This window comes from Microcystis sp. M44BS1 (assembly GCF_020244875.1).
GTDB lineage: Bacteria > Cyanobacteriota > Cyanobacteriia > Cyanobacteriales > Microcystaceae > Microcystis > Microcystis panniformis.
This window is the reverse complement of sequence record NZ_JADBVM010000189.1, coordinates 1-24,527: the sequence shown is the minus strand read 5'-3', so window position 1 is coordinate 24,527 and position 24,527 is coordinate 1. Positions and strand designations below refer to the sequence as shown.

General features: G+C 44.9%; 29 protein-coding genes and 1 pseudogene. 9 read left to right on the top strand and 21 right to left on the bottom strand.

Going from position 1 to position 24,527, the window contains the following annotated elements; translation table 11 throughout:
• Positions 1–117: 117 nt before the first annotated feature.
• A complete protein-coding gene (locus tag IM515_RS15240; RefSeq protein ID WP_002787121.1) occupies positions 118–459 on the bottom strand; it encodes a hypothetical protein in 342 nt (113 codons plus the stop codon).
• A 55-nt stretch (positions 460–514) separates the two neighbouring features.
• On the bottom strand, positions 515–1,078 hold the full coding sequence (locus tag IM515_RS15235) for a pentapeptide repeat-containing protein (RefSeq protein WP_002767336.1): 564 nt from the start codon (positions 1,076–1,078) through the stop codon (positions 515–517).
• Between the two features lie 374 nt (positions 1,079–1,452).
• Here IM515_RS15235 and IM515_RS15230 point away from each other — a divergent pair, with 374 nt between their 5' ends.
• Together IM515_RS15230 and IM515_RS15225 are read left to right on the top strand one after the other, a co-directional pair.
• Complete coding sequence (locus IM515_RS15230) at positions 1,453–2,148, top strand: TerC family protein (RefSeq protein WP_002767335.1); 696 nt, start codon at positions 1,453–1,455, stop codon at positions 2,146–2,148.
• 138 nt (positions 2,149–2,286) lie between these two features.
• The gene (locus IM515_RS15225) at positions 2,287–2,532 is read left to right on the top strand and encodes a hypothetical protein (protein WP_049898451.1); all 246 of its coding nucleotides are present in this window, start codon (positions 2,287–2,289) and stop codon (positions 2,530–2,532) included.
• 71 nt (positions 2,533–2,603) lie between these two features.
• Here IM515_RS15225 and IM515_RS15220 read toward each other — a convergent pair whose 3' ends face one another.
• Both IM515_RS15220 and IM515_RS15215 read right to left on the bottom strand, forming a co-directional pair.
• A complete protein-coding gene (locus IM515_RS15220; protein ID WP_002767331.1) occupies positions 2,604–3,002 on the bottom strand; it encodes a YidH family protein in 399 nt (132 codons plus the stop codon).
• A 71-nt stretch (positions 3,003–3,073) separates the two neighbouring features.
• The gene (locus tag IM515_RS15215; protein WP_287628451.1) at positions 3,074–3,880 is read right to left on the bottom strand and encodes a prohibitin family protein; all 807 of its coding nucleotides are present in this window, start codon (positions 3,878–3,880) and stop codon (positions 3,074–3,076) included.
• Positions 3,881–4,495: 615 nt separating this feature from the next.
• On the opposite strand from IM515_RS15215, the gene IM515_RS15210 reads away from it, so the two are divergent.
• The 5 genes from IM515_RS15210 to IM515_RS15190 all read left to right on the top strand — a co-directional run bounded on the left by IM515_RS15210 (position 4,496) and on the right by IM515_RS15190 (position 10,015).
• Positions 4,496–5,392, top strand: coding sequence for an exosortase-dependent surface protein XDP2 (locus tag IM515_RS15210; RefSeq protein ID WP_287628452.1), 897 nt, complete (start codon positions 4,496–4,498; stop codon positions 5,390–5,392).
• A gap of 160 nt (positions 5,393–5,552) precedes the next feature.
• Positions 5,553–6,851, top strand: coding sequence for an O-acetylhomoserine aminocarboxypropyltransferase/cysteine synthase family protein (locus IM515_RS15205; protein WP_287628453.1), 1,299 nt, complete (start codon positions 5,553–5,555; stop codon positions 6,849–6,851).
• A 15-nt stretch (positions 6,852–6,866) separates the two neighbouring features.
• The gene (gene metX / locus IM515_RS15200) at positions 6,867–7,958 is read left to right on the top strand and encodes a homoserine O-acetyltransferase MetX (RefSeq protein ID WP_287628454.1); all 1,092 of its coding nucleotides are present in this window, start codon (positions 6,867–6,869) and stop codon (positions 7,956–7,958) included.
• A gap of 51 nt (positions 7,959–8,009) precedes the next feature.
• Complete coding sequence (locus IM515_RS15195; RefSeq protein ID WP_287628455.1) at positions 8,010–9,428, top strand: AAA family ATPase; 1,419 nt, start codon at positions 8,010–8,012, stop codon at positions 9,426–9,428.
• Complete coding sequence (locus IM515_RS15190; RefSeq protein WP_287628457.1) at positions 9,425–10,015, top strand: hypothetical protein; 591 nt, start codon at positions 9,425–9,427, stop codon at positions 10,013–10,015. Before IM515_RS15195 ends, IM515_RS15190 begins: the two co-directional genes overlap by 4 nt.
• A gap of 13 nt (positions 10,016–10,028) precedes the next feature.
• Here IM515_RS15190 and IM515_RS15185 read toward each other — a convergent pair whose 3' ends face one another.
• From IM515_RS15185 to cysK, 8 genes and pseudogenes are all read right to left on the bottom strand, one after another.
• The gene (locus IM515_RS15185) at positions 10,029–10,241 is read right to left on the bottom strand and encodes a DUF6887 family protein (RefSeq protein ID WP_287698049.1); all 213 of its coding nucleotides are present in this window, start codon (positions 10,239–10,241) and stop codon (positions 10,029–10,031) included.
• 20 nt (positions 10,242–10,261) lie between these two features.
• Complete coding sequence (locus IM515_RS15180; RefSeq protein WP_287628468.1) at positions 10,262–10,975, bottom strand: MBL fold metallo-hydrolase; 714 nt, start codon at positions 10,973–10,975, stop codon at positions 10,262–10,264.
• A 957-nt stretch (positions 10,976–11,932) separates the two neighbouring features.
• Positions 11,933–12,412 (bottom strand): annotated as a pseudogene (locus tag IM515_RS15175) (FAD/NAD(P)-binding protein); the annotation flags it as partial.
• Positions 12,413–12,720: 308 nt separating this feature from the next.
• Complete coding sequence (locus IM515_RS15170; RefSeq protein WP_287628460.1) at positions 12,721–13,359, bottom strand: cadmium resistance transporter; 639 nt, start codon at positions 13,357–13,359, stop codon at positions 12,721–12,723.
• Positions 13,360–13,389: 30 nt separating this feature from the next.
• Complete coding sequence (locus IM515_RS15165) at positions 13,390–13,965, bottom strand: Crp/Fnr family transcriptional regulator (protein WP_287628461.1); 576 nt, start codon at positions 13,963–13,965, stop codon at positions 13,390–13,392.
• A gap of 159 nt (positions 13,966–14,124) precedes the next feature.
• A complete protein-coding gene (locus IM515_RS15160) occupies positions 14,125–14,799 on the bottom strand; it encodes a hypothetical protein (protein ID WP_002767310.1) in 675 nt (224 codons plus the stop codon).
• Positions 14,800–15,018: 219 nt separating this feature from the next.
• Positions 15,019–15,555, bottom strand: a complete 537-nt coding sequence (locus tag IM515_RS15155; RefSeq protein ID WP_002767308.1) for an MgtC/SapB family protein — start codon at positions 15,553–15,555, stop codon at positions 15,019–15,021.
• A 224-nt stretch (positions 15,556–15,779) separates the two neighbouring features.
• Positions 15,780–16,727: a cysteine synthase A gene (gene cysK / locus IM515_RS15145; RefSeq protein WP_002767305.1), complete on the bottom strand. Its 948-nt coding sequence runs from the start codon at positions 16,725–16,727 to the stop codon at positions 15,780–15,782.
• 638 nt (positions 16,728–17,365) lie between these two features.
• Here cysK and cpcB point away from each other — a divergent pair.
• Positions 17,366–17,884 (top strand): C-phycocyanin subunit beta, encoded by a 519-nt coding sequence (gene cpcB / locus IM515_RS15140; protein WP_002733930.1) that lies wholly within the window; start codon positions 17,366–17,368, stop codon positions 17,882–17,884.
• A gap of 55 nt (positions 17,885–17,939) precedes the next feature.
• Positions 17,940–18,431 (top strand): C-phycocyanin subunit alpha, encoded by a 492-nt coding sequence (gene cpcA, locus IM515_RS15135; RefSeq protein ID WP_002762687.1) that lies wholly within the window; start codon positions 17,940–17,942, stop codon positions 18,429–18,431.
• Between the two features lie 174 nt (positions 18,432–18,605).
• On the opposite strand, the gene IM515_RS15130 is transcribed toward cpcA, so the two are convergent.
• The 9 genes from IM515_RS15130 to IM515_RS15090 all read right to left on the bottom strand — a co-directional run bounded on the left by IM515_RS15130 (position 18,606) and on the right by IM515_RS15090 (position 24,340).
• Positions 18,606–19,604, bottom strand: a complete 999-nt coding sequence (locus IM515_RS15130) for a sulfurtransferase (protein ID WP_287628462.1) — start codon at positions 19,602–19,604, stop codon at positions 18,606–18,608.
• A 110-nt stretch (positions 19,605–19,714) separates the two neighbouring features.
• Positions 19,715–20,383, bottom strand: a complete 669-nt coding sequence (locus IM515_RS15125) for a phosphatase PAP2 family protein (RefSeq protein WP_287628463.1) — start codon at positions 20,381–20,383, stop codon at positions 19,715–19,717.
• Entirely contained in the window at positions 20,380–20,760 is a 381-nt protein-coding gene (locus tag IM515_RS15120) for a DUF7980 family protein (RefSeq protein ID WP_287628464.1), read from the bottom strand. The genes IM515_RS15125 and IM515_RS15120 overlap by 4 nt, the downstream gene beginning before the upstream one ends.
• A gap of 316 nt (positions 20,761–21,076) precedes the next feature.
• The gene (locus IM515_RS15115) at positions 21,077–22,159 is read right to left on the bottom strand and encodes a sulfate ABC transporter substrate-binding protein (protein WP_287628465.1); all 1,083 of its coding nucleotides are present in this window, start codon (positions 22,157–22,159) and stop codon (positions 21,077–21,079) included.
• Between the two features lie 603 nt (positions 22,160–22,762).
• Positions 22,763–22,969, bottom strand: coding sequence for a hypothetical protein (locus tag IM515_RS15110; RefSeq protein ID WP_002772531.1), 207 nt, complete (start codon positions 22,967–22,969; stop codon positions 22,763–22,765).
• Between the two features lie 3 nt (positions 22,970–22,972).
• Positions 22,973–23,263, bottom strand: coding sequence for a GIY-YIG nuclease family protein (locus tag IM515_RS15105; RefSeq protein ID WP_287628466.1), 291 nt, complete (start codon positions 23,261–23,263; stop codon positions 22,973–22,975).
• Positions 23,264–23,386: 123 nt separating this feature from the next.
• Positions 23,387–23,758, bottom strand: a complete 372-nt coding sequence (locus IM515_RS15100; protein WP_002793820.1) for a hypothetical protein — start codon at positions 23,756–23,758, stop codon at positions 23,387–23,389.
• Complete coding sequence (locus tag IM515_RS15095; protein ID WP_002733756.1) at positions 23,755–24,030, bottom strand: hypothetical protein; 276 nt, start codon at positions 24,028–24,030, stop codon at positions 23,755–23,757. Before IM515_RS15095 ends, IM515_RS15100 begins: the two co-directional genes overlap by 4 nt.
• 70 nt (positions 24,031–24,100) lie before the next feature.
• On the bottom strand, positions 24,101–24,340 hold the full coding sequence (locus tag IM515_RS15090) for an antitoxin family protein (RefSeq protein ID WP_002787146.1): 240 nt from the start codon (positions 24,338–24,340) through the stop codon (positions 24,101–24,103).
• Positions 24,341–24,527: the final 187 nt, after the last annotated feature.

Genomic DNA, 24,527 nt, shown 5'->3' with positions numbered 1-24,527 from the left:
GGCTTGCGGTGTCAGTCTGTAGAGCGACCATAAGACCAGAACAGAGTAAATCTGTTCAGGCAGGTGCGGAACCCCGCAAGGGAAAGAAGCAGAAACCTAAATCGTGAGGTTTGGGAATCACAGTCCGTTTACGGCGGTGAGGATGTCAAAGATACTATCGCGACTTACGGCATAGTCGGATAAAAGTGCGCTGCCTCGATCGTGACTACTTGCCCAATCCCGAAAAGCTTGCGCTCGTTCCGTCGGTGTTGCCGTCTCGTAAAAAGGTGTTTTTGGCTCTATCAGTTGTTTTAGCATTGTCTCCAAGAGAATTTCTACCTTTTCTGGTGATTGGTGACTAATTCTTGCCAAAATCTCGGCAATTGCCTTTAAATCTTGCTGATGGGCTTTTTTAAAGTCTAGCAGCATTTCCGATCCCTCCCCATCTAGCGATCGCTGAGAAAAAGGAGTAATTTCCATAGATATTGCTCTCCTTGAAAACCGCTAAAACTTGATTCTGCCATAAAAACTTTTTTTAGAACAGATTGGGATCGACACCGATCGCGCCTTCACCGTCCGCATCTTGCAGGTTAGCACCGTCTAGCCGAGCATTAGTGAGATTGGCCTTCTCTAAGTCAGCTTTTTGCAGATTGGCGTTGGTTAAGTTTGCTCCTTGCAGGTTAGCTTTTTCTAAATCTGCACCTAAGAGATTGGCCCCGCTTAAATCGGCTCCCGCTAGGAGAGTTTTGCCGAGGTCGGCTCCCTGGAGATTAGTCCCTTTGAGGTTAGCACCCTGTAGGTTAGTTCTTTCTAGATCCGCTTGACTGAGGTTTGCTCCTTCTAGATTGGCCGAGGACAAGTTTAAATCTTTGAGGCTAATTCCGTTAAAGTCACAACCGACACAGGCGTTAGTTTCCTGTAGTTTTTGCAGATTATCCCCAGCGGCAGCCGGCTGGACCAGAGTAGTTTTTGCCGGTGCGCCGCCAGTGATGGTAACGGCTCTAGCGATGGCAGGATGGAAGCAAGAAAAAACTGTGATTAGCAATAGACAGAAGGCTGTCAGTAGCGATCGAGTGACGGCGCGTGCAATCGGTTTCATCGTTTTTGATCTCCTTGAGTGATCTTTTTGAGTCTCTGTTCTTACTCTAGGCAATGGCTTTAATAAAAACAAATATTCTTTGTTTTCAAATCCATAAATTCCCTTTATGCAAAGCTGGGAAACTCCCTCGCCGTTCCATCACTTTTATTTATTAAAACGACAATTAAGAATATTTGCTTTTATGTTTATCCCCTACCTAAGATGATAGTGTCTGGCCAAAATCCTAGGGAAGGAGAGTGTTGTCAGCAATCTCACCCTCGATCGCAAGCTCAAGAACTTGACCTTAAATTTATACCGACAAAAAAATAGTCAAGAATCCTAGCAGGAAATACCAAGACCCATCTACAACGTCATAAAAGTAAAAATATAATTATATGTCCCCTCAAATTCTCGATATAGCCGAAAATCTCTCTCTAACCACTTGCGGCACTATTCTCACCCTGGCAGTCTTAGAAACCATTCTATCGGCCGATAATGCCGTCGCCTTGGCCGCTTTGGTGCGAGAACTTCCCGACCCCAGACAACAACGCCAAGCTTTAAACTGGGGATTAGCTGGGGCATTTGTATTAAGAGTTGCCATGTTAGTGAGTGCCAGTTGGACGATTAAATTCTGGCAGGTGGAGGTACTGGGTGCTATTTATCTGCTCTGGTTAGCAGGTAAGCATTTTTGCCAGAAATTTTTAGATATAGACATAGAAGACCAAAATTTTGCCCCTAATCTCGCCATAGAATCTTTTGGCCGTGTTATTGTTCTGATTGCTTTTACAGATATGGCTTTTTCCCTCGATAGTGTGACAACAGCGATCGCCTTAGCAGATCAATTCTGGATTCTCCTGACTGGTGGTATTTTGGGAATGTTAGCCCTACGATTTTTAACCGGTTTATTTGTTAAGTGGTTAGCTGAGTTTGTTTACCTACAAGATGCGGCCTATCTGACGGTTTTAGCGGTAGGGGGAAGATTGTTGTTAAAAGCTTGCCAACCAACCTATTTACCGCCAGAGTGGATGGTATTAATGATGGTGGCGGTCTCCTTAAGTTGGGGCTTTTCTAAGCGTGTTGTGGTGGAATAGTTCTAGCAGCAAGGGATTTTCTCAATTTTTTAGGAGCGTGTCAATCGTTATACTCCGGGAGGATGGGCGACTGTGACATAATTTGGGACTAGGTACGGTAAGAGTCGCTAGTGAACCCCGTTAGCCTTGGAGACTTCCATGCTAGACACCATTTCCACCCTATCCCCAAAACTAACAGCGATCGAATCCACGGGAAATCCTCTCCCGAAAGTTGCTACTTGTTCCTCTACCTGTCGTTACTGTCGGTTTTATAAGTTTCAGGGGAGAGGAAATGGCTATTGTCAACGCTTGGGAGTCCCTGTCCACAGTCATTGGCGCGCCTGTCCTTTGATTTGTCCACCTTTTGCCCCTTCTTGGGAAAGGTCGGAAAATGGGCAATTCTAAGTAGTTATCTGGATTTTACTACCTGTATCGAGCAATTTTCTCCCCATCCCGCTCCCTGCGAGGATGGGGTTTTAATCGAAACCGATGCTTTCCACTCCACCGCTATCGGGACTGGTGGCGACAAAATAGAGAATTCCTGACCCGAGACAAGCGATCGCTATACTAAAGCAGATCATCCAGACTTGAGCAGGTTCGTAGCTATTACTATCGATCGCTCGCCGGATGAGAAAATATCGGCGCGTGGCGATGACAACGGTTAATAATCCCACCATAGCGAAGACAAAACCCAACAACCAACCTAGTCCTAGAGATGACGAAGATACTGTTCGTAAACGCAAAATGACCAGACCAAAACCCATCAAAGCGATCGAGGCACGCATCCAAGACAGATAGGTGCGTTCGTTGGCCGAATGATCTCGCCAGTAATCAGGGTTAAATTTCTGCTTTGTCTTTCGGGATTTAAACAGCATAGAGGAGTTCCCCGCAGTGAACTTCAATAAAATCAAGTATTCTTTCTTCTGCTTTTAATAAATTGTTTTTATCATCTAGTTTTTCGCTTATCTTTAACCAATTCAAGGGACTTAAGCAGATTATCATCCATAAATAGGGGGAGTTTACCGTCCCATCTTTCGATCGCTTTGTTCTGTAAAACTTCTGGACTTAAGGAATCTTGGAGAATGCGATGAGCTTCCGCCTCTCCTTTAGCCAGATTGATTTTCACTTCCGATTCTTTCAAGGCTTTCAGCACCATAAAACCGGCTTTTTTAGCTTCCTGTTCGGCAATTTGTTTGGCTTCCACCGCCTCGGTAAAGCGATCTGAAAAGTTGACATGAACCAAAGAAACATCATCGACACCGATATGATAATTTTTCAGTCTTTCGGTTAAACGAATATCTACTTCTCCTTTGACTTCTTCCCGTTTAGTAATTAATTCTTCGGCGGTATATTTAGCCATAACTTCCTTGAGAATTTCCTCCACTGCTGGATCGATCACTCGTTCAATGACAGCCGCTTCATCGCCAATTTGTTGAAAAATATTATTAACTTCTGATGCTAAAATATGCCAATTCAGGGCCACATCTGTAAATACTTCCTGTAGGTCTTTGGAGGAAGCTTCGGCCGCTATCTGTTGTTTTTGGATTCTCACACTTAGTTTTTTTACCGTGTTAACAACGGGAATAATCCCGTGAATGCCCTCATTAAGTATTTTCTCCTGTACCTGTCCAAAGACCATTAAAACCCCTCTTTCTCCCGCATTGACAATCACGAAAGGATTAAAAATAATCGCCAAAATTAATAACAAAAAAAAGATATTACTTGGTCTAGCTAAAAGACGAATTTTGAGCATTTTAATTGAGAAAATAAATGGTTAATAGGATAGGCTTACAAATAAATAAAAGGGCTGATTTTATCTTCGTCATCAGTGACATTTTTATCTAGAAGAATTTCAGCAACTAGAAAATGAAGATTTAGTCTCGTCCTTTTCGTCCCGTCTGGCTGGCAAAATATCGGGAAATACTTGTCTATTTATAGTTATCATAGTCGCCGATTAAATGTCTTAGAAATCATAAATTTAAACGAGCATCTCGTTAGTTTTAGTCATAAATTTGGTCAAAAAGGCATTTATTTATCCAAGAAAGGAATCGGGGTTATCCAGAAGCAATTATAACAAAATTTACCTTGTCTTAAATGGTACATTCTCATTTCACCAGTCTAGCTGGTACTTTCTTTTATAGCAATTACCTTAACACAATCTAGTTTCGGCATAAACGATATTTTGTATAAAGGATATCTCAATAAATTGACTCACAAAAATGGCTATGGTAGAACCCTAAATACAGTAAGCGGATAAGCCTACTGTACTGATTCCATTCCCTAACGAGGTCATTTATTGATGAGTCATCTTTTCACGCGGTCGCATCACCTCGCCGCTCTTTTCAAAATCGCCGCCACGACGACCGGAGTGGCCTTGGCTCTAACGACTGGAACACCCGCGCGCGCGGCGGGTTTTCTCCCCTTTTCCTTTCAAACCAAGGTTACGGCCAGTCCGGACCTAACTGGAAATCCTAATCTTCTCAACGATCCCACTAGAGATGTCCGTCTCGATTCGGTGGTTTTCAACGGTTTAACGGTCAGTCAGTTTGATCTGGTCAATGCGGGTCGGGTTATCCGCAACGATACCGCCGACGTTACTGTGGGGGGAATCACATATACTAACGGAATTCTCCACACGGGTTACGGACCGAACACGACTAGCGATCCCCTGGTCGGGGAGGGTCTAGGGAAACCGAACCCCACCGACGCGGATATCGCCGCCAGTTTGGGCAATTTAAACCTGAATAGTCTCCTCGTAACCCGTGAGAACGCCGATACTGCAATTATCGAGGTTTCTTTCCTCCGACCGGTGAATACGTTCTTTTTCTGGGAACGGGGGGGAACGCCGGGGGGAACCGTTGCGGGGGATAGCGATTTACTGGTGGAAGCGCTCGCGGACGATGGAACGACGGTCTTAGCCAGTTATAAAATTTTACGTGCGAACTACACGAAAGCGGACTATAACATCAGCACGATCGTTCCTCCCGTCCTCAACAACGGCCCGTTCAATATTGGTTCGATCGGGATTCGGCTCGACGGTATCCGCGCGCGAACTCTGCGCTTAACTAGCGAGCGCAATAACGATCCCCAACGTTTGAACGGAGTCGGCGATAACGGGCCCGATTTCAAAGTAATCGCCGCCGATGTCAAGGTTCCCGAACCTAATGTCGTGTTCGCCACCCTACTCGCAGGAAGTCTTGGAATCTTTGTGAAACGAGGCAAGGATCGTTCTACTCGAAGTAGGATAGGAAGTGAATGCTTTTAATGCTGTTTAAATGCTATCGACCAGCGAACTGTCATTCATGAAAAAATAGCGATAAATGGGTTAAAACCCTCTATTTATCCATTATTAAGGAGATAATCACCCTTTTTCCTCGATCGCACAGATCAAGGAATTTATCCTTTATTTCCCTCCCTGAGCGCCCATGTCTGACCGTTATCGTTTCGAGACGCTACAAGTACACGCCGGCCAGGAACCTGCCCCCGGAACCAACGCCCGCGCCGTTCCCATCTATCAAACCACCTCCTACGTTTTCAACGATGCCGACCACGGGGCGCGACTGTTTGCCCTACAAGAGTTCGGCAACATCTACACCAGGATCATGAACCCGACCACCGATGTCTTCGAGAAGCGGATCGCCGCTTTAGAAGGAGGCGCGGCGGCCCTGGCCACCTCTAGCGGTCAGGCGGCGCAATTTCTAGCGATCGCTAATATCGCCGGTGCGGGGGATAATATCGTTTCCACTAGCTACCTCTACGGCGGAACCTATAATCAGTTCAAAGTCTCCTTACCACGTTTAGGAATAAATGTCAAGTTCGTCGATGGCGATGAGGCCGAGGCTTTTCGAGCGGCGATCGATGATCGCACTAAAGCTTTATATGTAGAGACGATCGGCAATCCCCGATTTAATATTCCCGATTTTGCCGCCCTGGCCCATATCGCCCACGAGAACGGTATCCCTCTCATCGTCGATAATACCTTCGGTTGCGGCGGCTATCTCTGTCGCCCGATCGAACAAGGGGCCGATATCGTGGTGCAATCGGCCACCAAATGGATCGGCGGTCACGGCACTTCCATCGGCGGAGTAATCGTCGATTCGGGGAAATTCGACTGGGGAAACGGCAAATTTCCCCAGTTTACCGAACCCGCACCAGGTTATCACGGGTTGAATTTCTATGAGGTATTCGGACCGTCCGGCCCTTTCGGCAATATCGCCTTTATTATCCGGGCCCGGGTGGAGGGATTGCGGGATTTTGGACCAGCCTTGAGTCCGTTTAACGCATTTTTACTGCTACAGGGATTGGAAACCCTCTCCCTACGGGTCGATCGTCATGTATCCAACGCCTTGGCCCTGGCGAACTGGCTCAAAGAACAGCCACAGGTGCAATGGGTGGACTATCCCGGATTACCCGAACATCCTTACCACGAACGGGCGAAGAAGTACCTAAAACACGGCTTCGGCGGGGTTTTAGCCTTCGGGATTCGGGGCGGTTTCGAGGCCGGGCGGAATTTTATCAACCGGGTGAAACTGGCCAGTCATCTCGCCAATGTGGGCGACGCGAAAACCCTGGTTATCCATCCCGCCTCGACGACTCACCAGCAGTTAAACGAGGAAGAACAGCGATCGGCGGGAGTAACGCCCGAATTAATCCGCGTTTCCGTGGGTTTGGAACATATTGACGATATTATCGAGGATTTCCAGCAAACTTTCCAGAGTTTATAACCCACCACCCCGCCCATGGATCGCCTAGACTTTATCTCCCCAGAAACCCGTTTCTATTCCCCACCGCATCCTTTTGTTCTCGAATCGGGGGCGGTTCTCGAAAGGGTGCGGATTGCCTATCGAACCTGGGGAATTTTGAATAACAAGCGGGATAACGGGGTTATTGTCTGTCATGCCTTCACGGGATCGGCCGACGTGGAAGCTTGGTGGGAACCTTTGTTAGGAACCGGACGCGTTCTCGATCCGACCCGCGATTTTATTGTTTGTAGCAATATTCTCGGCAGTTGCTACGGGACAACCGGCCCCACTTCGATCGATCCCCGTACCGGTAAACCCTACGGCCCGACTTTCCCAGAGATTACCATTCGGGATCTGGTTCACCTACAACGGCTGTTGGTGGAGGCATTGGGGATCGAGTCTTTGCGGTTGGTGATCGGGGGATCCTTGGGAGGGATGCAGGTTTTGGAATGGGCGCTACTGTACCCAGAGAGGACGCGATCAATCGCTGTGATTGCGGCTTCGGGACGACATTCGGCCTGGTGTATTGCGCTGGGAGAGGCCCAAAGGGGGGCGATCTACGCCGATCCCCATTGGCAAGGGGGAAATTATGCGATCGATCGCCCTCCGGCCCGGGGTTTATCGGCAGCCCGGATGATGGCGATGACTACCTACCGATCGCACGCCAGTTTTGAGGAACGTTTCGGCCGCGAGTACGGGGAGGGGGGAGAGTTCACGATCGCCCGCTATTTAGAATATCAGGGGAAAAAGTTAGTCGAACGTTTTGATGCCAATGCTTATATAACGTTAAGTAGGGCGATGGATCGTCATGATGTCACCCGGACGGGAAAAAGTTACCAATCGGTTTTACAGTCGATTCAACAACCGACGGCGATCGTGGCGATCGATTCGGATCTTCTTTATCCTCCCGTGGAACAAGAGGAGTTGGCGAAATATATCCCCAATTCTGAATTATTCTGGTTGCGATCGCCGCACGGTCACGACGCGTTTTTAATGGATGGCGATATGGATGCGTTGAATGATCTTCTCGTCACTTTCCGTTTAGAAAGGGGAACTCTTGACGGTTGCGGGTTCGGGATGGCTGGGTAGAAAGCGCTTGCGGTACTATGGTTTATAGCCGTACACCGAGAGGGCCGACTCATGCAAAAAATTGTCATTAAAAATTTCGGAGCGATCGAGTACGCTGAAATCGAGATTAAAAAGGTTCTAGTTTTAATCGGTGAACAGGCAAGCGGCAAGAGTACGATCGCTAAGTTGATTTATTTTTTTAAATCATTAAAAGAAAATCTAAAATCTGAAAGTTTTTTATTCGCCCAAGAAAAAATACCGAAATATACAGATATTGATACTTATTTTAGAGAATTTATAAAAATAAAGTTTTATGATTTTTTTGGTTCTACGCTCAATTTTTTGAATTTTGAGGTTAGATTTTATTATAGTTTTCAAAAAAATAGATATATACAATTGAATCTTGATTTAAATAAAAATTTATGCTTAATATTTAGCGAAAATTTTTTAGATGAACAGTTCAAAAACGGTTTTGCAGATTATATTAATTTGTCCAAAAAAAATATTGATAACTCCGAAAAACCATATATCAAAATAGATAATTTGACCGAGTATAGTTTATCCTATCAATATCTATCAAAGTTATTGAATAATTTATTTGAAAACGAGCAAGAAGATTTACTATTTATAATTGCTGGAAGAAATGCAACGGTAACTTATTCTGACCTATTTGAGAAATATTTATTTGCAAGTATTGAAATTGATTTAAAAGAAAATAGTAAAAAATATTTTGCTAACAAACTGCAAATGATAGATGAATTTTTAATGCTACGATTTATAGAAAAAGTGGAACTTATTAAACGAATTTTTAGAAAATTTTCCGGCTTTGATGGATTAATTAACTATCAGGCAAATAAAAAAGGAATTGAGTATTTAAGAGTGATAAAAAATAAAATAGATCTAATATTAAAAGGTGAATACTTAATTGGCAATTCTGAAGAAAAGATTATATTTAACAAAAACGAGCGATATTCTATTGATCTTCGTAATGCTTCATCTGGTCAGCAGGAATGTATTAGAATTTTACAGGACATCTTTTTAAATATTATTTATGATTCGATAATTTTGAGAATTATAGAGGAACCAGAAGCGCATTTATTTCCTATTGCCCAAAAACATTTAATTGAATTATTAGCGATAATGGTTAATCGGAATGAAGATAATCAATTAATTATCACTACCCACAGTCCTTATATTTTATCGGTTTTTAATAATTTACTATTCGCCAAAAGAGTTGTTGAAAAAAATCCATCGGCACAGTCTGAAGTGTCGGAAATAATACCAGAAGATTACTGGTTGAATGCGGCTGAATTTTCGGCGTACTCTCTAGGAAATCAATCTTTAGACGAAGAGGCTAATTATTGTGAATCTATTTTTGATAGTAACACGGGATTGATCGCTCAAAACTATTTAGATACGGTATCCGAAATGATGGGAGGGGAATTTAACGCTCTATATAATATTCACGCTAGAACCTTCAAAAGAAAATGACAGAGTTTGACGAAATTACAAGCCATCTAATTCAAAGAATAGAGAATCTAGAAAAAATTTTGCAAATTGACGAAAGAGAGGAGGTTGCGATTACCGATCACAAAGGACAATCTTTTATTATCATCGATATTCAGGACGATACTCAAGCTTGTACTATTACAGCTAATGAGATTGAAATCGTGATCGATAACTTTGATAGTACAAAAATATTTAAAGTTAGTAATGTCTCGAAAATTGGCTTTATCCCTATTGATGGCAGAAAAGGTCTTTTAGGATTTGGAACTTCCCATTGTGATTGTGTATTTTTCGATAAAAGTGATTTCTGCTTTGTCGAATTTAAATTCAATGCAAACAGCGCCAAAAAAGTTACTGAAAATCGTTGTCAAGCGATCAATCAATTAAGCAACACGATCAGTTATTTCGACGCAAGGCTGGACAAAAACTATCTAGACTTGAATCTAGAGGCGTATGTCTGTACACCCGAATTTTATCCTAGAGATGATGCGGCTTGGAAGTCTCTAGCGATCGAGTTTCTAGAAAACTATGGAATCGAGCTTTTCGAGAGTAATCATAAAATCTGTAAATAATAGCGCATCGGCTTTATATTTTCTGTTGTTTATTGCGACGATTTTTGGTCACGAGATCGGGAAAATGACTTAAATCCTCGATCGAATGCGGTGCGGGATAAATTTCTCCCGGTTCGGCCGTCACCCGATCGAGATAAACTTGAAAGGCCCTTTCGTCCTCTCTATGTTCGAGAATATAGGCTCGCAATTCTTCGCGACTCATCGATTCAAACTCGCGTTTTATCATACATACCTCCGATCGCCCGTTTAAATCTGATAATCCATGACGAAAACCACCTTACCACCCCGTGCGTTGGCACTTAAGGCCGCCGTCATCTTTTTCGGATAGGGTAGATTGAGATTATTCATCAACTCCACAAAATCCTCGCGATTGCGGCCGGCAAAACGGGGATTCCAGCGCTTTTCCTCACCGATCGAGGAGACCGTTCTGCCCAGATAATCGTGACAGGGGTAAACTAGCGTATCATCGGGGAGGGTGAATAACTTCTCCGTTACCGTCCTGTATAGGACTTCTGGCGAACCGTTCTGAAAATCGGTACGACCGCAACCGCGAATTAAGAGTGCATCCCCCGTTAATAGCCGTTTTTCATCGATGAGATAGGCTATATGACTATCGGTGTGGCCCGGAGTAGCGATCGCTTTTAGCTGCTGACCTGCCACGGTCCAGATATCGCCATCGCGCACATAACCATCGATATCGCTCACTTCCGCGTTTTCGGGAAAGAGGATCGAACAGTTGGTTAACTCGCGTAAGCGGTGCGCTCCAGTGATATGGTCGGCGTGGACATGGGTTTCCATGGTTTGGCGTAGAGTTAACCCCAACTGCCAAAGAATTTGCCGATCGCGATCGACCTGTTCGAGGACCGGATCGATTAAAATCGCCTCCCCCGTACCCGAATCAGCGATCAGATAGGTGTAGGTACTCGATTCCCTATCAAAAAGCTGACGAAAAATCGGCACTGCCGGCTGGAATGCGATCGAGTAGGCCGCGGGGAGAGAAATTCTCTCCTTCAGCGATCGCAACAAATCCCGGGCCAGTTCGGCCGCCTGTAAACGTAGTTCGGGGATGGCGGTGGTTTCCCAGAGATCGCCTTTGCGGGGATTTCCCAAAGTGTAGAGCGTTGGCGATGCCGTACCGTCTGCGCCGATAATTGCCCCATTGTCGGCGGTTTCGATGCCACAAACTAGGGGATGGGGACGGATTAACCCCCGTTGACGAAGATGAACGACAAGGGGATCGGTGATCGTCCTGTAATCGTTACTCGCGCCGGTACAGTTAATAATTCGATCGACCGGTAGGTTTAAGAGGTTTCCCGTTCCCCGTTGACGGATAGTAACCTCTACACAGCCGTTTTTATCCTCAGCACTTTCAATTCTTCCCCCATGATAGGTTAATTGTCCCGATTCTACGGCCTGATCGAGGATACCGGCGATCTCATCGGCGACGCGATGGCGAAGAACCTCCCAATAGGCTTTCAGGTGGCGTAGAAATCTGGCGCGTTCGGCTATCGGCAGAGAATGCCATAGACCTTGAGATATAGGACGTAAGGCGTTTAAAACGGCCCGCCAGTCGTGACCTTGACTCTCGGCCCTTTTTACCTCCGCGCGAATTCGCCTTAAAAGTCCCCGCGCAGTCTGGGGTGCGGTTTCGAGGGTGAGGAACGGGGGATAGGGATCGGTGGGTCGGTGCGATCGGGGGATCAGGCCATGACGGGAAACCGCCTGGATTTTGCCGGCGAATCCCCTTTGTGCCAGGGAAACCACCATATCCACCATCGTTAACCCCGTACCGACCAGCAGCACCGTCCCGTCGGGTTTTAGATCGGCGAGTGCCTCCGTTTCCCAAGCGTCGCGGAGATAGGGGAAATTGAGCAACGCGAGGGGTTGGGGAACCGTTGCGGGAAAATTGCCCAGCGCCAGAACTACCTTAGCGGCGCTGATTTTCTTGCCTCCTTTGAGGGTAATTGTCGCCTTTTCCCCGTCGAGTACCAGATCGATCGCCGCATCGGTAAATGTTTCCAGACGGTGATCGGCAATGGCGTTGTCCCGCGCTTCTTCTAGGATCGATCGGATGTATTTGCCGTACACTAGACGCGGTACGAAGCTGGCCGGATCGAGCGATCGATAGCCGTTATCTGCTAACCAGTGGAGGAAATGTTCGGGATCGTCCTCGAAGGCGCTCATTTTGCCGGCGGGAATATTGAGCAGGTGGCCGCTGTCTCGCGTTCCGTAGGCGATCCCCGTACCGAGGGGTTTTCGGCGCTCGATCAGGGCGATCGATAATGGAGTCCCTGTGTCGCGCAACAGGTTCGCTGTCACGAGGGAGCCACTAAATCCTCCCCCGATAATGGCGATGTCGAAAGTTGCAGAAAATTGATTCCGGTCAATGTAGCTCATAGATAAGGGGTATGGTAAGGGTGTCCTTGGGGAGATAAGATGCGTTTAGTTGAGCATTTCGGTCATCGATAGGCGATGCCCATTTGTTGAAAAATAGTATTAATTCGCCGATGTCGGTTTTTGCAGGAAGCTTCGGCCGCTATTTGTTGTTTTTTAATTCTCAGACCAAATCCTTTTATAACTTTTCAAGAGAACGTAGGTTGGGTTGAAGCATGAAACCCAACGCCTGATTATGTTACGCTACCGCTAACCCATCCTACAAATAATTTTGCCTCCCTACTTAAAAGATAATTTTTAGGCATTCTTGGTTAAGACATTAGAAATAAACGATAGGATCGGCTGTCAACTAATATATAAATCCCTAGAAAAATATAGATAAAAGGACTAATTTTATGTCCGTAGTTTGTAACCACTTTAGCTATCCTGGGATGGGTAATCAAAAAATAGGCTAGGAGGCACCAAATCCCCATCATGAGATAAAAAACTATCATGATAATTAAGACGTACATCGGGGAATTATTGGCAAAAAGAGAGGTATAGATACCAATATTATCACCACCATTAGCCACGGTCACGGCGGCAACGTAATAGGTTTGGGAGGGAAAACGAGGAATAAAGGAGCGATTTTTAGAATAATTAACATCTTCTCTTACTTCTTGAATGTAATCCTCATTTTCCCTTGACAAAAGTTGTTTAATGCCGATAATTAGAGGAATAAATCCTAATAGACCAATCCATTCTTTAGAAACCAGTAACCCAAAGAGTAAACCGAGGGAACTAGCTAGAAGAATCAGGGTAAAACCGAGGTATTGACCAACAATCAGGTGTCGAGGTCGAAAATTAGCATTAAGTCGCGAGAAAAACAACATTAGCACCATCAGATCATCAAGATTTGTGGCCACAAAACTCGTCACGCTAGTAATTAAAAGGGTTACTAACCAATTCATAGATTGAAAAAAGAGATAATCCTTCCCATTCTAAATCTCGTAGTGCCAGATGTCCTCCTCTCGTAAAAGAAGACGATGGACGGGAAGACGTTCCACGGCCCCTTGTTGTTCAAGATGATTAAGTGCGCGGGTAATTGTGACTCTAGTGGTTCCTAATAAGTCAGCGATATCCTGATGAGTTAGACGCACATCAATTAATTGTCCAGTACCGGTTTGTTTACCAAATTGATTGCCTAACCATGACAGTAATTTCACAACCATAACATCAGTACGTTTGTAGCTACGAATAATACTTAGTTCTTGTGCTTGCTGAAGATGAGACAGTAGAATTTCTGCCATTTGATAACCCTCAACTGTGGAAAAGGAAACTGCTTGCACCGGAGTGATGCACTCAACTTGATAGGGATTGACTCTCTCTAGGGTTTTGCCAACAAAATTGCCAGGTCCCCACAATCCCAAGACGATTAGGGTTCCATCTTCTAACCAGGTGGAGGTTTTCACGACTCCACTCTCGATTTTCCAGAAATTAGGGTTTCTCAGGGGCAAAATCGCCCGATTATCAAAGTGCCAGCGATGGGGGGTTGGTGGTTGATAGGTAAGCGTCATGATTGGTAAGTAGTCGTGCAAAATTAATTTCCTAGTCGAGACTCCGAGACTCCGAGACAGGAGACGGGATACAGCTATTAGGGATCGGATTTGATAATTTTGGGGTAAAAACGATAATTACCCCAAAAAAGACCGATTTTATGCCCTTGCAAGCCCTATTTATTTCGGGGTGCTAGTCTTCTCCAGTTCCGTGGTGGCCGAGGAGATCAGTTCTTGCCAAGCTCGATCGCTTTCCTGTAGAGTTTGTTTAACCGCGTCGATGGTCTTTTCCACGCGAGTTTTCAGGAAAGGGGAAGCATTGTCTTTGAGTCGTTCGGTGTCGTCGGCTAAGATATCGATCGTCTCGGAGGTATTAACGAGGCTCTTTTCTAGGGTAATAAGGTTGTTTTGCAGGGTTTCACTGAGTTTAGCCCCGGATTTGGTCAATTTTTTCGTAAATTTACTCACTTTTTCCCCTAGATTGTCAATATTGTCCGCTAAGTCCTCTAGGTTGTCCTGTTGAGCTTCGATAATATTCTTGTCGAGAGAAGGAGCGGCCAGTTGAGCATTTAGGTCATCGATAGCCGATTTTGTCGCTTGGATGGCTTTTTCATAGGCAATTTGGGCATCTTCCAGAATTTTTGGGACAGAAACCTCATTTTTTTTCTTGACTGGTTCCACCACAGTGCCACCCGTTGCTGTTGTACGGTCAATGACGGCCAACTGTTCGGGGAGTAGCGGCAAGGCGATCGCATTTCCTCTTCCTCCTAGGAGCAAAGTGACAGTTAAGAGGAAAATCAGCAGCCGGAAGACTTGATTTTTGAGGCTTTGAAAGCTCTTATTTCGGTTGATCATGATTTAATTTTCTCCTGTTTAGAAAAATTAGTTACTCTATCTAAATGTTATCATACAAAATACTTGTGTGTTATTTATATACAGAAAATTTTATAAAAAATTTATTATATTTTTTTTAAATGATAAATTGCAGACAAAATACAAACTTTTTGAGCCAAAAGCCATTATAGAAGAGCTTTTGCTCTCTTAATAAAAAATTAATTTTTATAACTTTTTTTATTAATGAGACGCTGAATTATCCGATGAGTCTATTTCTTGATTAATCGGAGATATTTTCTTACGACCTTTAATATATTTGGCTAAGGGTTGTTTTTTCTTCAGTCGTTTAATGCCACTGAGAGTGGAGAGAGTGAAAAAAGTTCCCACGAGAACCATCTGCCATAAACCGCAGCCAGAAGCGGCGCCTAATCCTGCCGCTAACCAGATAGTCGCCGCCGAAGTCAAACCTTTCACTTGTACCTTATTTAGTTCCCGATGGGATTGTTGTAGGATGATTCCCGCTCCTAAAAAACCGACACCAGAAGCGACCCCTTGAATAGTACGACTGAGAGCATTAGAAGACGCATAACCCACATCTCCCTCCGCTTGTAGGGGAATCATCACGAACATGGCAGCCCCGAGACTAACGATGATAAAAGTTCTCAATCCAGCCGGACGACCGCCTCGCTGTCGGTTATAACCAATCAGACAGCCGACGGCCATAGCCATACTCAGCCGAAAAATAATCGTTTGCCAATCTGTCGAGTCAAAAAACATGGCTTAACCCATCAAATGAGATAAAAACTTCGCCTAACCAATCAAGGCCTTTTCCAGATCCCGCTTTAAATCGTTCCTATTCTCGATCCCGATCGATAATCGTAGTAAAGCCGGTGTTATAGGTGGAAGTGGAATAAATGGCAACCGTTGCCCCATGGCTAGAGTCTGGTTCTTGCCCCCCCATGAATCGCCCTCGTTTCAAATTCCATCAATTTACTGTCCTATTAGTCGATATCTTCGAGGTCTTTAAACAGGGCCGTGCTGAGGTAACGTTCCCCGAAACTAGGCTGAATCATGACGATTAATTTATCTTCGTTTTCGGGTCTTTTGCCCACCTGAATTGCCGCCCATAAAGCCGCCCCGGCCGAGATGCCCGATAGTAGTCCCTCCTGACGAGCTAACCGTCGCGCGTAGGCGAAAGCCTCCGTATCATCGACGATAATCACCTCATCGATTAATTCCGGTCGGAAAATGGCCGGAATAAAACCGGCCCCGATGCCTTGGATTTTGTGCGGTCCTGGTTGTCCTCCCGATAAGACGGGACTATTAGAGGGTTCAACTGCGATCGCTTGAAATTGGGGACGACGGGGTTTAATGGTTTCGGCAATACCGGTAATGGTTCCCCCGGTTCCCACGCCACCAATAACGATATCTACCAGTCCATCGGTATCGGCCCAGATTTCTTCGGCGGTGGTTTCTCGGTGAATTTTCGGGTTGGCTGGGTTGCGGAACTGTTGCAAACTATAGGCGTTGGGGGTATTTTCGACTATTTCCTCAGCCCGGGCGATCGCTCCTTTCATGCCTTGGCTACCCGGGGTTAACTCTAATTGCGCCCCGTAGGCTTTTAACATCGCCCGTCGTTCTAAACTCATGGTTTCGGGCATAGTCAGGACTAGGCGATAGCCTTTGGCCGCCGCCACCATGGCCAGGGCGATGCCGGTATTGCCGGAAGTGGGTTCCACCAGAATTGTTTTATCGGGGTGAATTAGTCCGGCGGCTTCCGCGTCCTCCACCATACTGACACCAATGCGATCCTTAACCGAGGCGGCGGGGTTCATACTTTCTAGTTTGACCACGATGCGGGCTTTTACTCCCTCTGCTACTGGGATTCGATTCAGTTGAACTAGGGGAGTCCGTCCTACCAATTGGGTGATGTCTCTTGCGATCGCCATAATCCCACTTGCTTTATACTTGTTGGCTATTTTTGATTATATCTGTATTTAAATTGTTTTACAATACTCTTTAGATTGAAGTACAGTGCGTCGGCGGGGATAATCCCTGTCGATTTTTATTGCCTTGCCACTTTTTTTGTATATCGAAGCACAATCGGTAAAATTGTCTTGGGAAATTTCTCTTATTTTAGTTAATTATTATTAGTATATGAAAGCACATTTGTTTAAACAACTTAAACGAATTATTAGAGAGATGAAAAGAGTGATACTTTTTCTTGGTATCGGGTTACACATTTAGGAAAGTTTTCTGAGATTTATACTAAAAAATTATTTTTTTGCCGCTTTTTTGAGAAACAATTTTTAATAAATAAAAGTGGGAAAATGGTTTATAAAATAATTTATGGCAAAAACGAAGTGTATCTAGGAGCGGATAACAACGCTAAATACAATTAACAAGAATTGTTCCTCGATATACAAAAAAATCTGGCCAAGGGAGAGCAAAACTTTTTTCTGGGACGATATTATAGTCCCAAGAGAAAAACTCCTAGATACTTTATCGGAAAAATAAAGAAAAGCCAGAAAAATCAACCTCGATATTTTGCCGAAACCAATCATCATTATAGGAGATGAAAACTATGGTGTTAGATGCCTTTGCCAAAGTCGTTTCCCAGGCCGATACCCGGGGGGAATACCTGAGCGAGAATCAAGTCAATGCCCTAATTGCCTTCGTCAAAGATGGTAATAAACGCGTGGATGTGGTCAATCGTCTTTCCAGTAATTCTTCTGCGATCGTTACCGATGCCGCGCGTAGTTTGTTTTCAGAACAGCCCGTTTTAGTTGCCCCCGGTGGTAACGCCTATACAAACCGTCGTGCTGCCGCCTGCTTGCGGGATTTGGAAATTATCCTGCGCTACGTTACCTATGCCACCTTCACCGGCGATGCCAGCATCCTCGATGATCGCGCCTTGAACGGTCTCCGGGAAACCTACGTCGCCCTGGGAGTTCCGGGAGCTTCTGTTGCGGCCGGAATTCTCAAGCTCAAGGACGCTTCCCTTGCCCTAGCGGCCGATCCCAACGGGATCACTCGCGGGGATTGCAGTTCTTTACTAGCAGAAGTCGCTTCTTACTTCGATCGAGCGGCGGCGGCAGTTTCCTGATGCTGTGACTTTCTTATCTCAATCCGATTAAACTTTTGTAGGAGCAATTCCATCCATGACCAAAACACCTTTAACCGAAGCGGTAGCTACTGCCGATTCCCAAGGCCGTTTTCTCAGCAGTGCTGAATTACAAGTAGCCTTCGGTCGTTTCCGTCAGGCCGCCATCACCCTAGAAGCGGTAAAAATCCTCGCCCAAAAAGCCCCCAGTTTAGCCCAAGAAGCAGCCAACGCTGTCTATCAAAAATTTCCCTACACCACCCAACTCCAGGGGCCGAACTATGCCTACGATGAGCGGGGGAAATCCAAGTGCGTTCGTGATATCGGCTACTATATCCGAATTATCACCTATGCCCTCGTGGTAGGCGGTACAGGCCCGATCGATGAATATCTGGTCGCTGGTTTGAGTGAAATTAATAGTGCCTTTGAACTATCTCCTAGCTGGTATATCGAAGCCTTAAAATACATCAAAACCAATCACGGATTAACTGGGGATGCTGCTGTAGAAGCTAATTCCTACATCGATTATGTGATCAACGCCCTTAGCTAATTTACTTCAACTTTACGTCAACATAAGCTCAAATCTCCTAAATTCACCTCGGGATGAGCGCCGAGGTTTTTTTGCGTCCGTCTAACTTAGCCATCCTCGCGACCCTACCCCAACAAAAAAACCATCTTGGGCAAGATGGTTAAACACAACGAGTATAGACCGACAAACTTGACTTCAGACCGCTTTTTCTGGCCCAGTAGCGACGGGCAGATCTGTGGTGCTGTACTCTGTCCAAGAACCCTCATAAATTCGCACCTTGGGATAACCGAGCAGATGTTTGAGGACAACATACTGTAAAGTCGCTTCCCGTCCCGTGCTGCAACTGACAATAATATTATCCGAGGGCTTGATGTTGCGTTGAGCAAGAATATTCCTGATTTCGTCTAAAGATTTCAATTTATGGGGATTTTTCAGGGATTCATCGGGATTATTCGCTTCGGTAAAAGTCGGCCAGGGTATATTTTTCGCCCCCGGAATATGACCATTTCTCAGCCAGATATCCTGTTTCCCCTGAAAAATTTCTTCGGGTCTAGGATCGATAAAAACCACATCCGGTTTGCCGATCAATTTCTCTACTTCTGCCAAAGTCACCCGAATCGAGGGATTATCACGGACAGTAAAGCTCCCTGGTTGATATTTAGGGAATTCTTTCGTTACCTTCTGTTCAGAAGCCTTATAACCCTTAAAACCACCATCTAAGACGGCCACATCTCGGAAACCCGATCGCTCGAGTAAATAGGCGACCATGGTTGCCCCCAAGACATCGCGACCATCGGAATATACTACCACTCGATCGCCATTAGTGATTCCCGCAGCGGCAAAGAGACTGCCAATTTTATCCTCTTGCCAATATTGAACCGGCAAAAATCCGTTCGGACCGCGAAAATTATTATCGGCTATATTCACCGCTTTCGGTAAATGACCGGTGATATATTCCAAAGGATTAATCCGCACATCGAGAATTTTTAACTTCGGATCGTTGAGATTTTGTGCTAACCAAACCGGCGATACAAAGTCTATCTTAGTCTCAGATTTAGACGTGGCCATCAGGGGCGATGACGGTGCTAAGGTAAAGGTTAAAATGCAGAGAAGAACTAAAGTGATAAAAGCAAGGGGACGGCTTTGAAACCGTCCCAGGAATAGACCCTTCCCTTTAGGCATTTTTGGTTTCATGATTCAGTGTCAGCGACGAATATCAAACGATAATTACTATAAGGCTTTGATTAGCTTTATCCAAAAATTTAGGTATAACGTGATATTTTTTTTTGCAGCAAGTAGGCCGATTAATTATTAATTTTCTCTTGGGTGTTGATCGCCTTGGGTGTCTCTAATAACTGTCGCCACCAGAGATGAACTAAGAGAGACCAAGCGATCGCTAAAAGCCAAGCGGCAAGGATATCGCTAGGAAAGTGAACTCCTAAATAAAGACGGGTCCAAGCAATAACCAAAACCAAGGGAATCCCCAGTAAAACTACCCCTAAAAACCAGCGCGTTCTCCAAGATAGGATCAGTAAAGAAACCACTAACAGGGAACTAAATAAAGCATGACCGCTAGGGAAGGCAAAATCATCGGGTAAGGGATAAAATAACTGCCAAAATTGCGGGCGATTCCGATGAAAAAGAATCTTGAGGTTATAACTAATTGCCCAACCTCCCGCCATGGTTACAAGGAGATAAGCGAATCCATACCAGTATTTTTTTAGGGCAAAAATCAGCAGTGAAATTGTCAGTATCGGGGCTACTCCCCAATAAGTACCTAATCCCGTTAGTTTTATGGCCAAAAAGTTTAGGTTTAAATTAGCGGTTTGATGAATAGATAACATCAGGGATTTTTCCCAAGCAAATCCTTGGGGATGCCGATCAATAGCGATCGCTAAATCCGTAAAACTTAGCGATGTTAACAAGATGGCTAAGAAAATTAAGCTATTGTTTAAGTAGGTTTTGGGAATCACGGGGAAAAAGTAGCGATCGAGGATAACAGGGGCATTTCTAAAACCTGAAAATGAATTAGGCCCAGAATAACTAAAGTGTAAACTGTCGAGGAAAGTAATCCATTTCTTAATTCTTTTGGCCAATTGCGTTCTTCTTTCTCTCCACCGATTAATTCTCTCGTCCCAAACTGCATCAGTAGGATTCCCACAAGATTAGATAACCAATAACCAACCACGGCTGCGGGGAGAAAAAAATCGGCGTGTAAGCAAGCAATTAAACGACCAAAACCGTAGGCGATCGGCAGATTAAAAATTAGATCGTTCCACCAACACAGGGGCGATAATAAGTAACCGATCAATACCAAGGTTCCGTTTTTTATTTTGTCAAGTAGATACATCTTTTTTTTAGTTACTAACTATTAGCTTTGTTTTTTTTTGCCATCAGCAATCAACTATCTCTGCTATCTAGGGTTTGCGGCAAAAAGTACGGGCGAAGCATTCGGATAGAAAATCTCCGGTTTCACCGATAGGTTATTGCCCGAATGCTTCGCCCCTACAGGACGCGGGCTGATGAAGACGCAAGGTTTTGAACGACGATTCTCTCAAAATCTTGCACCTGTGGGAGCAAGAAAAGCCACAAAACCCTTACCTTGCCTACATTTCACATTTATTCAGCAAGCCCTATCTAGCTGACAGCTGATGGCTCACTACTAATTAACGCTGAATTTGGTCAAAAATCGCCCCATCAGCGAAGAATTTTTTCTGTATCTCCTCCCAACTACCGATCGCCGTATAAGAGAACAGATTCGGCACTTTTGGGTATTGTTTACTAAACTCTTTAGCCACATTAGCATTAACCGGACGGAAACCCACCTTGGCGAATTCCCGCTGCGCTTCGGGAGTAAAGAGAAATTGGGCAAAAGCTGTCGCTACTTCCCGGGTTTTGCGTTTATCAACTATTTTATCCACTACGGCCACGGGCGGATCGATCGAAACATTGACCGGAGGAATAGTATAGGAAAAACCGGTTTCTCCTTTTTGACGGGCCAGAATCACCTCGTTTTCGTAGTTAAGCAGCACATCCCCCTGATCCTGTTTAAAGAAGACATCGCTGGCTTCCCGGGCATCTTTGGGTAGTACAGGCACGTTTTTATAGACATTGCGGACGAAACTGGTCGCTTGTGCTTGATTGCCGCCAGTTTGAGTTACCGCTCCCCACAGGGCCAGAAAATTCCAACGGGCCACCCCAGAGGTTTTCGGGTTGGCAGTAATCACTTTAATCCCCGATTTGGCTAGATCCGGCCAGTTGCGGATTCCTTTGGGATTGCCCTGACGAGTAACTAAAGCTACCACGGAACGAGTGGCGATGGCGTTATTGGGTAATTCTTTCTGCCAACCGGGGTTAACTAAACCCGCTTTTTGCAGGCGTTCCACATCGGAACCGATGGCCAAATTTACCACATCTGCATCTAATCCGTCGATAACAGCGCGGGTTTGGGAACCAGAGCCGCCATAACTCTGTTTAATCACTACATCCTGTTTTTTCTCTCTTTTCCATTTGTTGACGAATAGAGGAATGATTTTTGAGTAGGCCGATTGAGTCACCGCGTAGGAAACTAGGGTGATTTCCACGGTTTGTTGTTTAGCTTGCTGTTTATCCGGACTGGCCAGCAGATTACTCGATGCCGATAGGGGACTAGAAGCTAGTCCGATTCCCGTTGTGACGACGGCAGCCGTAGCTAGAGAAATAAAAGGTAAGAGGGTTTTCGGTTTTGGGGATCTAGGATCAGGGATCACGATGTCATCGGCTCCTTTGTTTATTTATGGGAGATTGCTAGGTATTTTCTCTCGAATTGTATTCTATACGAAATAAAAAACATTTTCAATACATCGAAGAAAAAATATACTGTTTGGGTTAGATGCAAAGAAATCAAGCCATTAATGGCTTGATTAGCTGAAAAAACTGGAAATATTCGATTTATACGGCTTAAATGTGCCTTTAAATTTGTATGAAGCCTCTTTATGCTTGCAGAATAGAGATTTTATCGTTTTTATGGAGAGGAAAGAATTTTTTAGCGATCAAAAACCTCTCCCTAGGTGGGTTCACTGGTGAGGTTAGCGGACTTTAGCAACTATTACCCTAAAATTGAAGCGGTCTAACGACTTCCATCAATGTGCATGGTGCGTTCCCCAAAATCTATTGGTGGAGCAGTAGGACTTGCATTAGGGAACGCACCCTACGGCTTACGCGACCAGATCAGTGTACTGCTACGCCGTGCCTTCGGCATCGCACCTAACCTCACAGCTTCAATCAATGTGCAGGGTGCGTTCCCAAAAATCTATTGGTGGAGCAGTAGGACTTGCATTAGGGAACGCACTTTACAAGATCGGCGATCGCACTTATCGACCTCGCCCTGGCTTGCAGTCGGCAAAACTTAATGCTTCTGTGTCTAAAAAACTGGCGATCGCCATCTCAAGAATCGCTTCAACGGGATAATCAATTTCAGTAGCGCGAGCAATCAAAGCATCCTGAATCCAGTCTGGTAAGCGTCTTAAAATAATTTCTGCATCAGTGGACGAGATTTGCTCTGAAAGTTTCGCTTGCATGGGTTAGGACTCCATCGGAATTTGAACATTATACGGTGGCTCAGTCGCTCTCAAAATGATCGCCTCTAGTTCTAATAGTAGCGCAGGGTTTTTCCAGTAAGGTATTGTCTGCACTGCTAGGCGTACATCTTCGCTGTTGTATTGATCCAGCCAAGCCCACAAAAAAGCTTTGTGTCCACCTTTAAAACGACCTCGTAAACTTTTGGTTTTACCAATGTAAAGCAATCCCTGATATCTATGCCTGACTGCGTAAATGCCAGGAAAATCAGGAATGTCGCTAAAATCCCGGCTCAAGGGTTGGCATTGTCAGATCAGAATGGGAAAGATGCAATGCAATCCTTGTTATCAAAGTAATTTCAGTTCCGGTGCTGATTCTGACTATCTTTCAATTTGACAACGCCTTTTTCTAACTAGAGACTATGACAAAGGTTTAATTGTCACTAATCCCCCAGCAAAACCCTGAATATTCAACTCATAGCCATCAAGTAAACCCATACCAACTAATGGATCTGTCTCTGACTCATTGATTTCAATAGATTTGATCTGACCATCCCAGATCACAGTTGCCTCAAATACGTTAAACATACAGAGGCTTCCATCGCCCAAGATTCCCTCTTCTTGCATATACCACGTTAATCCTAGGGTTGTAATGATAGCAGAAGGCAACGTGAGAAATCCAGTGTAACCAGTGTCAATAACTGCTTTAATCGCTTGCCTCTGGTGATTTTCGCCTAGCACTACGAATTGAATAATTGCTTCTCGGCGCGAATTGACGCTCCCCATCATCATGGCGACACACTGGGGGAACGAAAGCCAAAACGATGGACGGCACGATGTCCAATGCGAATACCAAATATTTGTGCATCAGGAAAACGTATTAACAGTTGTTTAGCAGCTGTTAGGCTGTCGTCAGCCACTTCAAAAGCCCCTGTTTCGATGTCTATTGCTACAATCTTCCCATGATTCCCTTCCTCGATTTGGGAGCGTACCTGAGACTCATAGACTTCGTGTCCACGTCGGGCAAATTCTTCTTTGCTGTAGCGGGGTTGTCGAACTGTCATTGAAGCGACCCTGTGGCAACTTTTGCCCCTCTATTTTAACCTAAACATTGGGAATCTTCGCTAACATTCCTCAACAGTCATTATGGTCAATGGTTTCACCAGACAAATATTGGTCAATTTTTTCTGACCAATCAGGTTCACCCTGTAATTGCAGAGACTGAGCAGTTTTCAGAAACGTTTTAGGTGGTTTTACTTCATTGGGTAAAACACTTTCAATGATAATTGTCACCCTCGTGCCTGCGGCTAGGTTTAAGGGTTCTTCCAGTTGAAGGGCTGTCCCATCAAATACGGCTTCGAGTGCTTGAGGCATTATTTTCTAACTGCTGAGGACGGACTATCTATTAGGGGTCGAGAAAATCGTCACCGACCTCCCCTCCCATTCAGAACCGTGCATGAGACTTTCACCTCACACGGCTCCTAGTTTGACTGTTCCCTTGTTAAGGATACCGCTTGACTTCTTTTGGTTGTCTTTGTATTATCTACATTAACGTCAGATG

Bases quoted from the DNA above. Each gene is read 5' to 3' on its own strand.
- IM515_RS15240 (WP_002787121.1), bottom strand. From the start codon at position 459: ATGGAAATTACTCCTTTTTCTCAGCGATCGCTAGATGGGGAGGGATCG.
- IM515_RS15235 (WP_002767336.1), bottom strand. From the start codon at position 1,078: ATGAAACCGATTGCACGCGCCGTCACTCGATCGCTACTGACAGCCTTC.
- IM515_RS15230 (WP_002767335.1), top strand. From the start codon at position 1,453: ATGTCCCCTCAAATTCTCGATATAGCCGAAAATCTCTCTCTAACCACT.
- IM515_RS15225 (WP_049898451.1), top strand. From the start codon at position 2,287: ATGCTAGACACCATTTCCACCCTATCCCCAAAACTAACAGCGATCGAA.
- IM515_RS15220 (WP_002767331.1), bottom strand. From the start codon at position 3,002: ATGCTGTTTAAATCCCGAAAGACAAAGCAGAAATTTAACCCTGATTAC.
- IM515_RS15215 (WP_287628451.1), bottom strand. From the start codon at position 3,880: ATGCTCAAAATTCGTCTTTTAGCTAGACCAAGTAATATCTTTTTTTTG.
- IM515_RS15205 (WP_287628453.1), top strand. From the start codon at position 5,553: ATGTCTGACCGTTATCGTTTCGAGACGCTACAAGTACACGCCGGCCAG.
- metX (WP_287628454.1), top strand. From the start codon at position 6,867: ATGGATCGCCTAGACTTTATCTCCCCAGAAACCCGTTTCTATTCCCCA.
- IM515_RS15195 (WP_287628455.1), top strand. From the start codon at position 8,010: ATGCAAAAAATTGTCATTAAAAATTTCGGAGCGATCGAGTACGCTGAA.
- IM515_RS15190 (WP_287628457.1), top strand. From the start codon at position 9,425: ATGACAGAGTTTGACGAAATTACAAGCCATCTAATTCAAAGAATAGAG.
- IM515_RS15185 (WP_287698049.1), bottom strand. From the start codon at position 10,241: ATGATAAAACGCGAGTTTGAATCGATGAGTCGCGAAGAATTGCGAGCC.
- IM515_RS15170 (WP_287628460.1), bottom strand. From the start codon at position 13,359: ATGAATTGGTTAGTAACCCTTTTAATTACTAGCGTGACGAGTTTTGTG.
- IM515_RS15165 (WP_287628461.1), bottom strand. From the start codon at position 13,965: ATGACGCTTACCTATCAACCACCAACCCCCCATCGCTGGCACTTTGAT.
- IM515_RS15160 (WP_002767310.1), bottom strand. From the start codon at position 14,799: ATGATCAACCGAAATAAGAGCTTTCAAAGCCTCAAAAATCAAGTCTTC.
- IM515_RS15155 (WP_002767308.1), bottom strand. From the start codon at position 15,555: ATGTTTTTTGACTCGACAGATTGGCAAACGATTATTTTTCGGCTGAGT.
- cysK (WP_002767305.1), bottom strand. From the start codon at position 16,727: ATGGCGATCGCAAGAGACATCACCCAATTGGTAGGACGGACTCCCCTA.
- cpcA (WP_002762687.1), top strand. From the start codon at position 17,940: ATGACCAAAACACCTTTAACCGAAGCGGTAGCTACTGCCGATTCCCAA.
- IM515_RS15130 (WP_287628462.1), bottom strand. From the start codon at position 19,604: ATGAAACCAAAAATGCCTAAAGGGAAGGGTCTATTCCTGGGACGGTTT.
- IM515_RS15120 (WP_287628464.1), bottom strand. From the start codon at position 20,760: ATGTATCTACTTGACAAAATAAAAAACGGAACCTTGGTATTGATCGGT.
- IM515_RS15110 (WP_002772531.1), bottom strand. From the start codon at position 22,969: ATGCAAGCGAAACTTTCAGAGCAAATCTCGTCCACTGATGCAGAAATT.
- IM515_RS15100 (WP_002793820.1), bottom strand. From the start codon at position 23,758: ATGATGATGGGGAGCGTCAATTCGCGCCGAGAAGCAATTATTCAATTC.
- IM515_RS15095 (WP_002733756.1), bottom strand. From the start codon at position 24,030: ATGACAGTTCGACAACCCCGCTACAGCAAAGAAGAATTTGCCCGACGT.
- IM515_RS15090 (WP_002787146.1), bottom strand. From the start codon at position 24,340: ATGCCTCAAGCACTCGAAGCCGTATTTGATGGGACAGCCCTTCAACTG.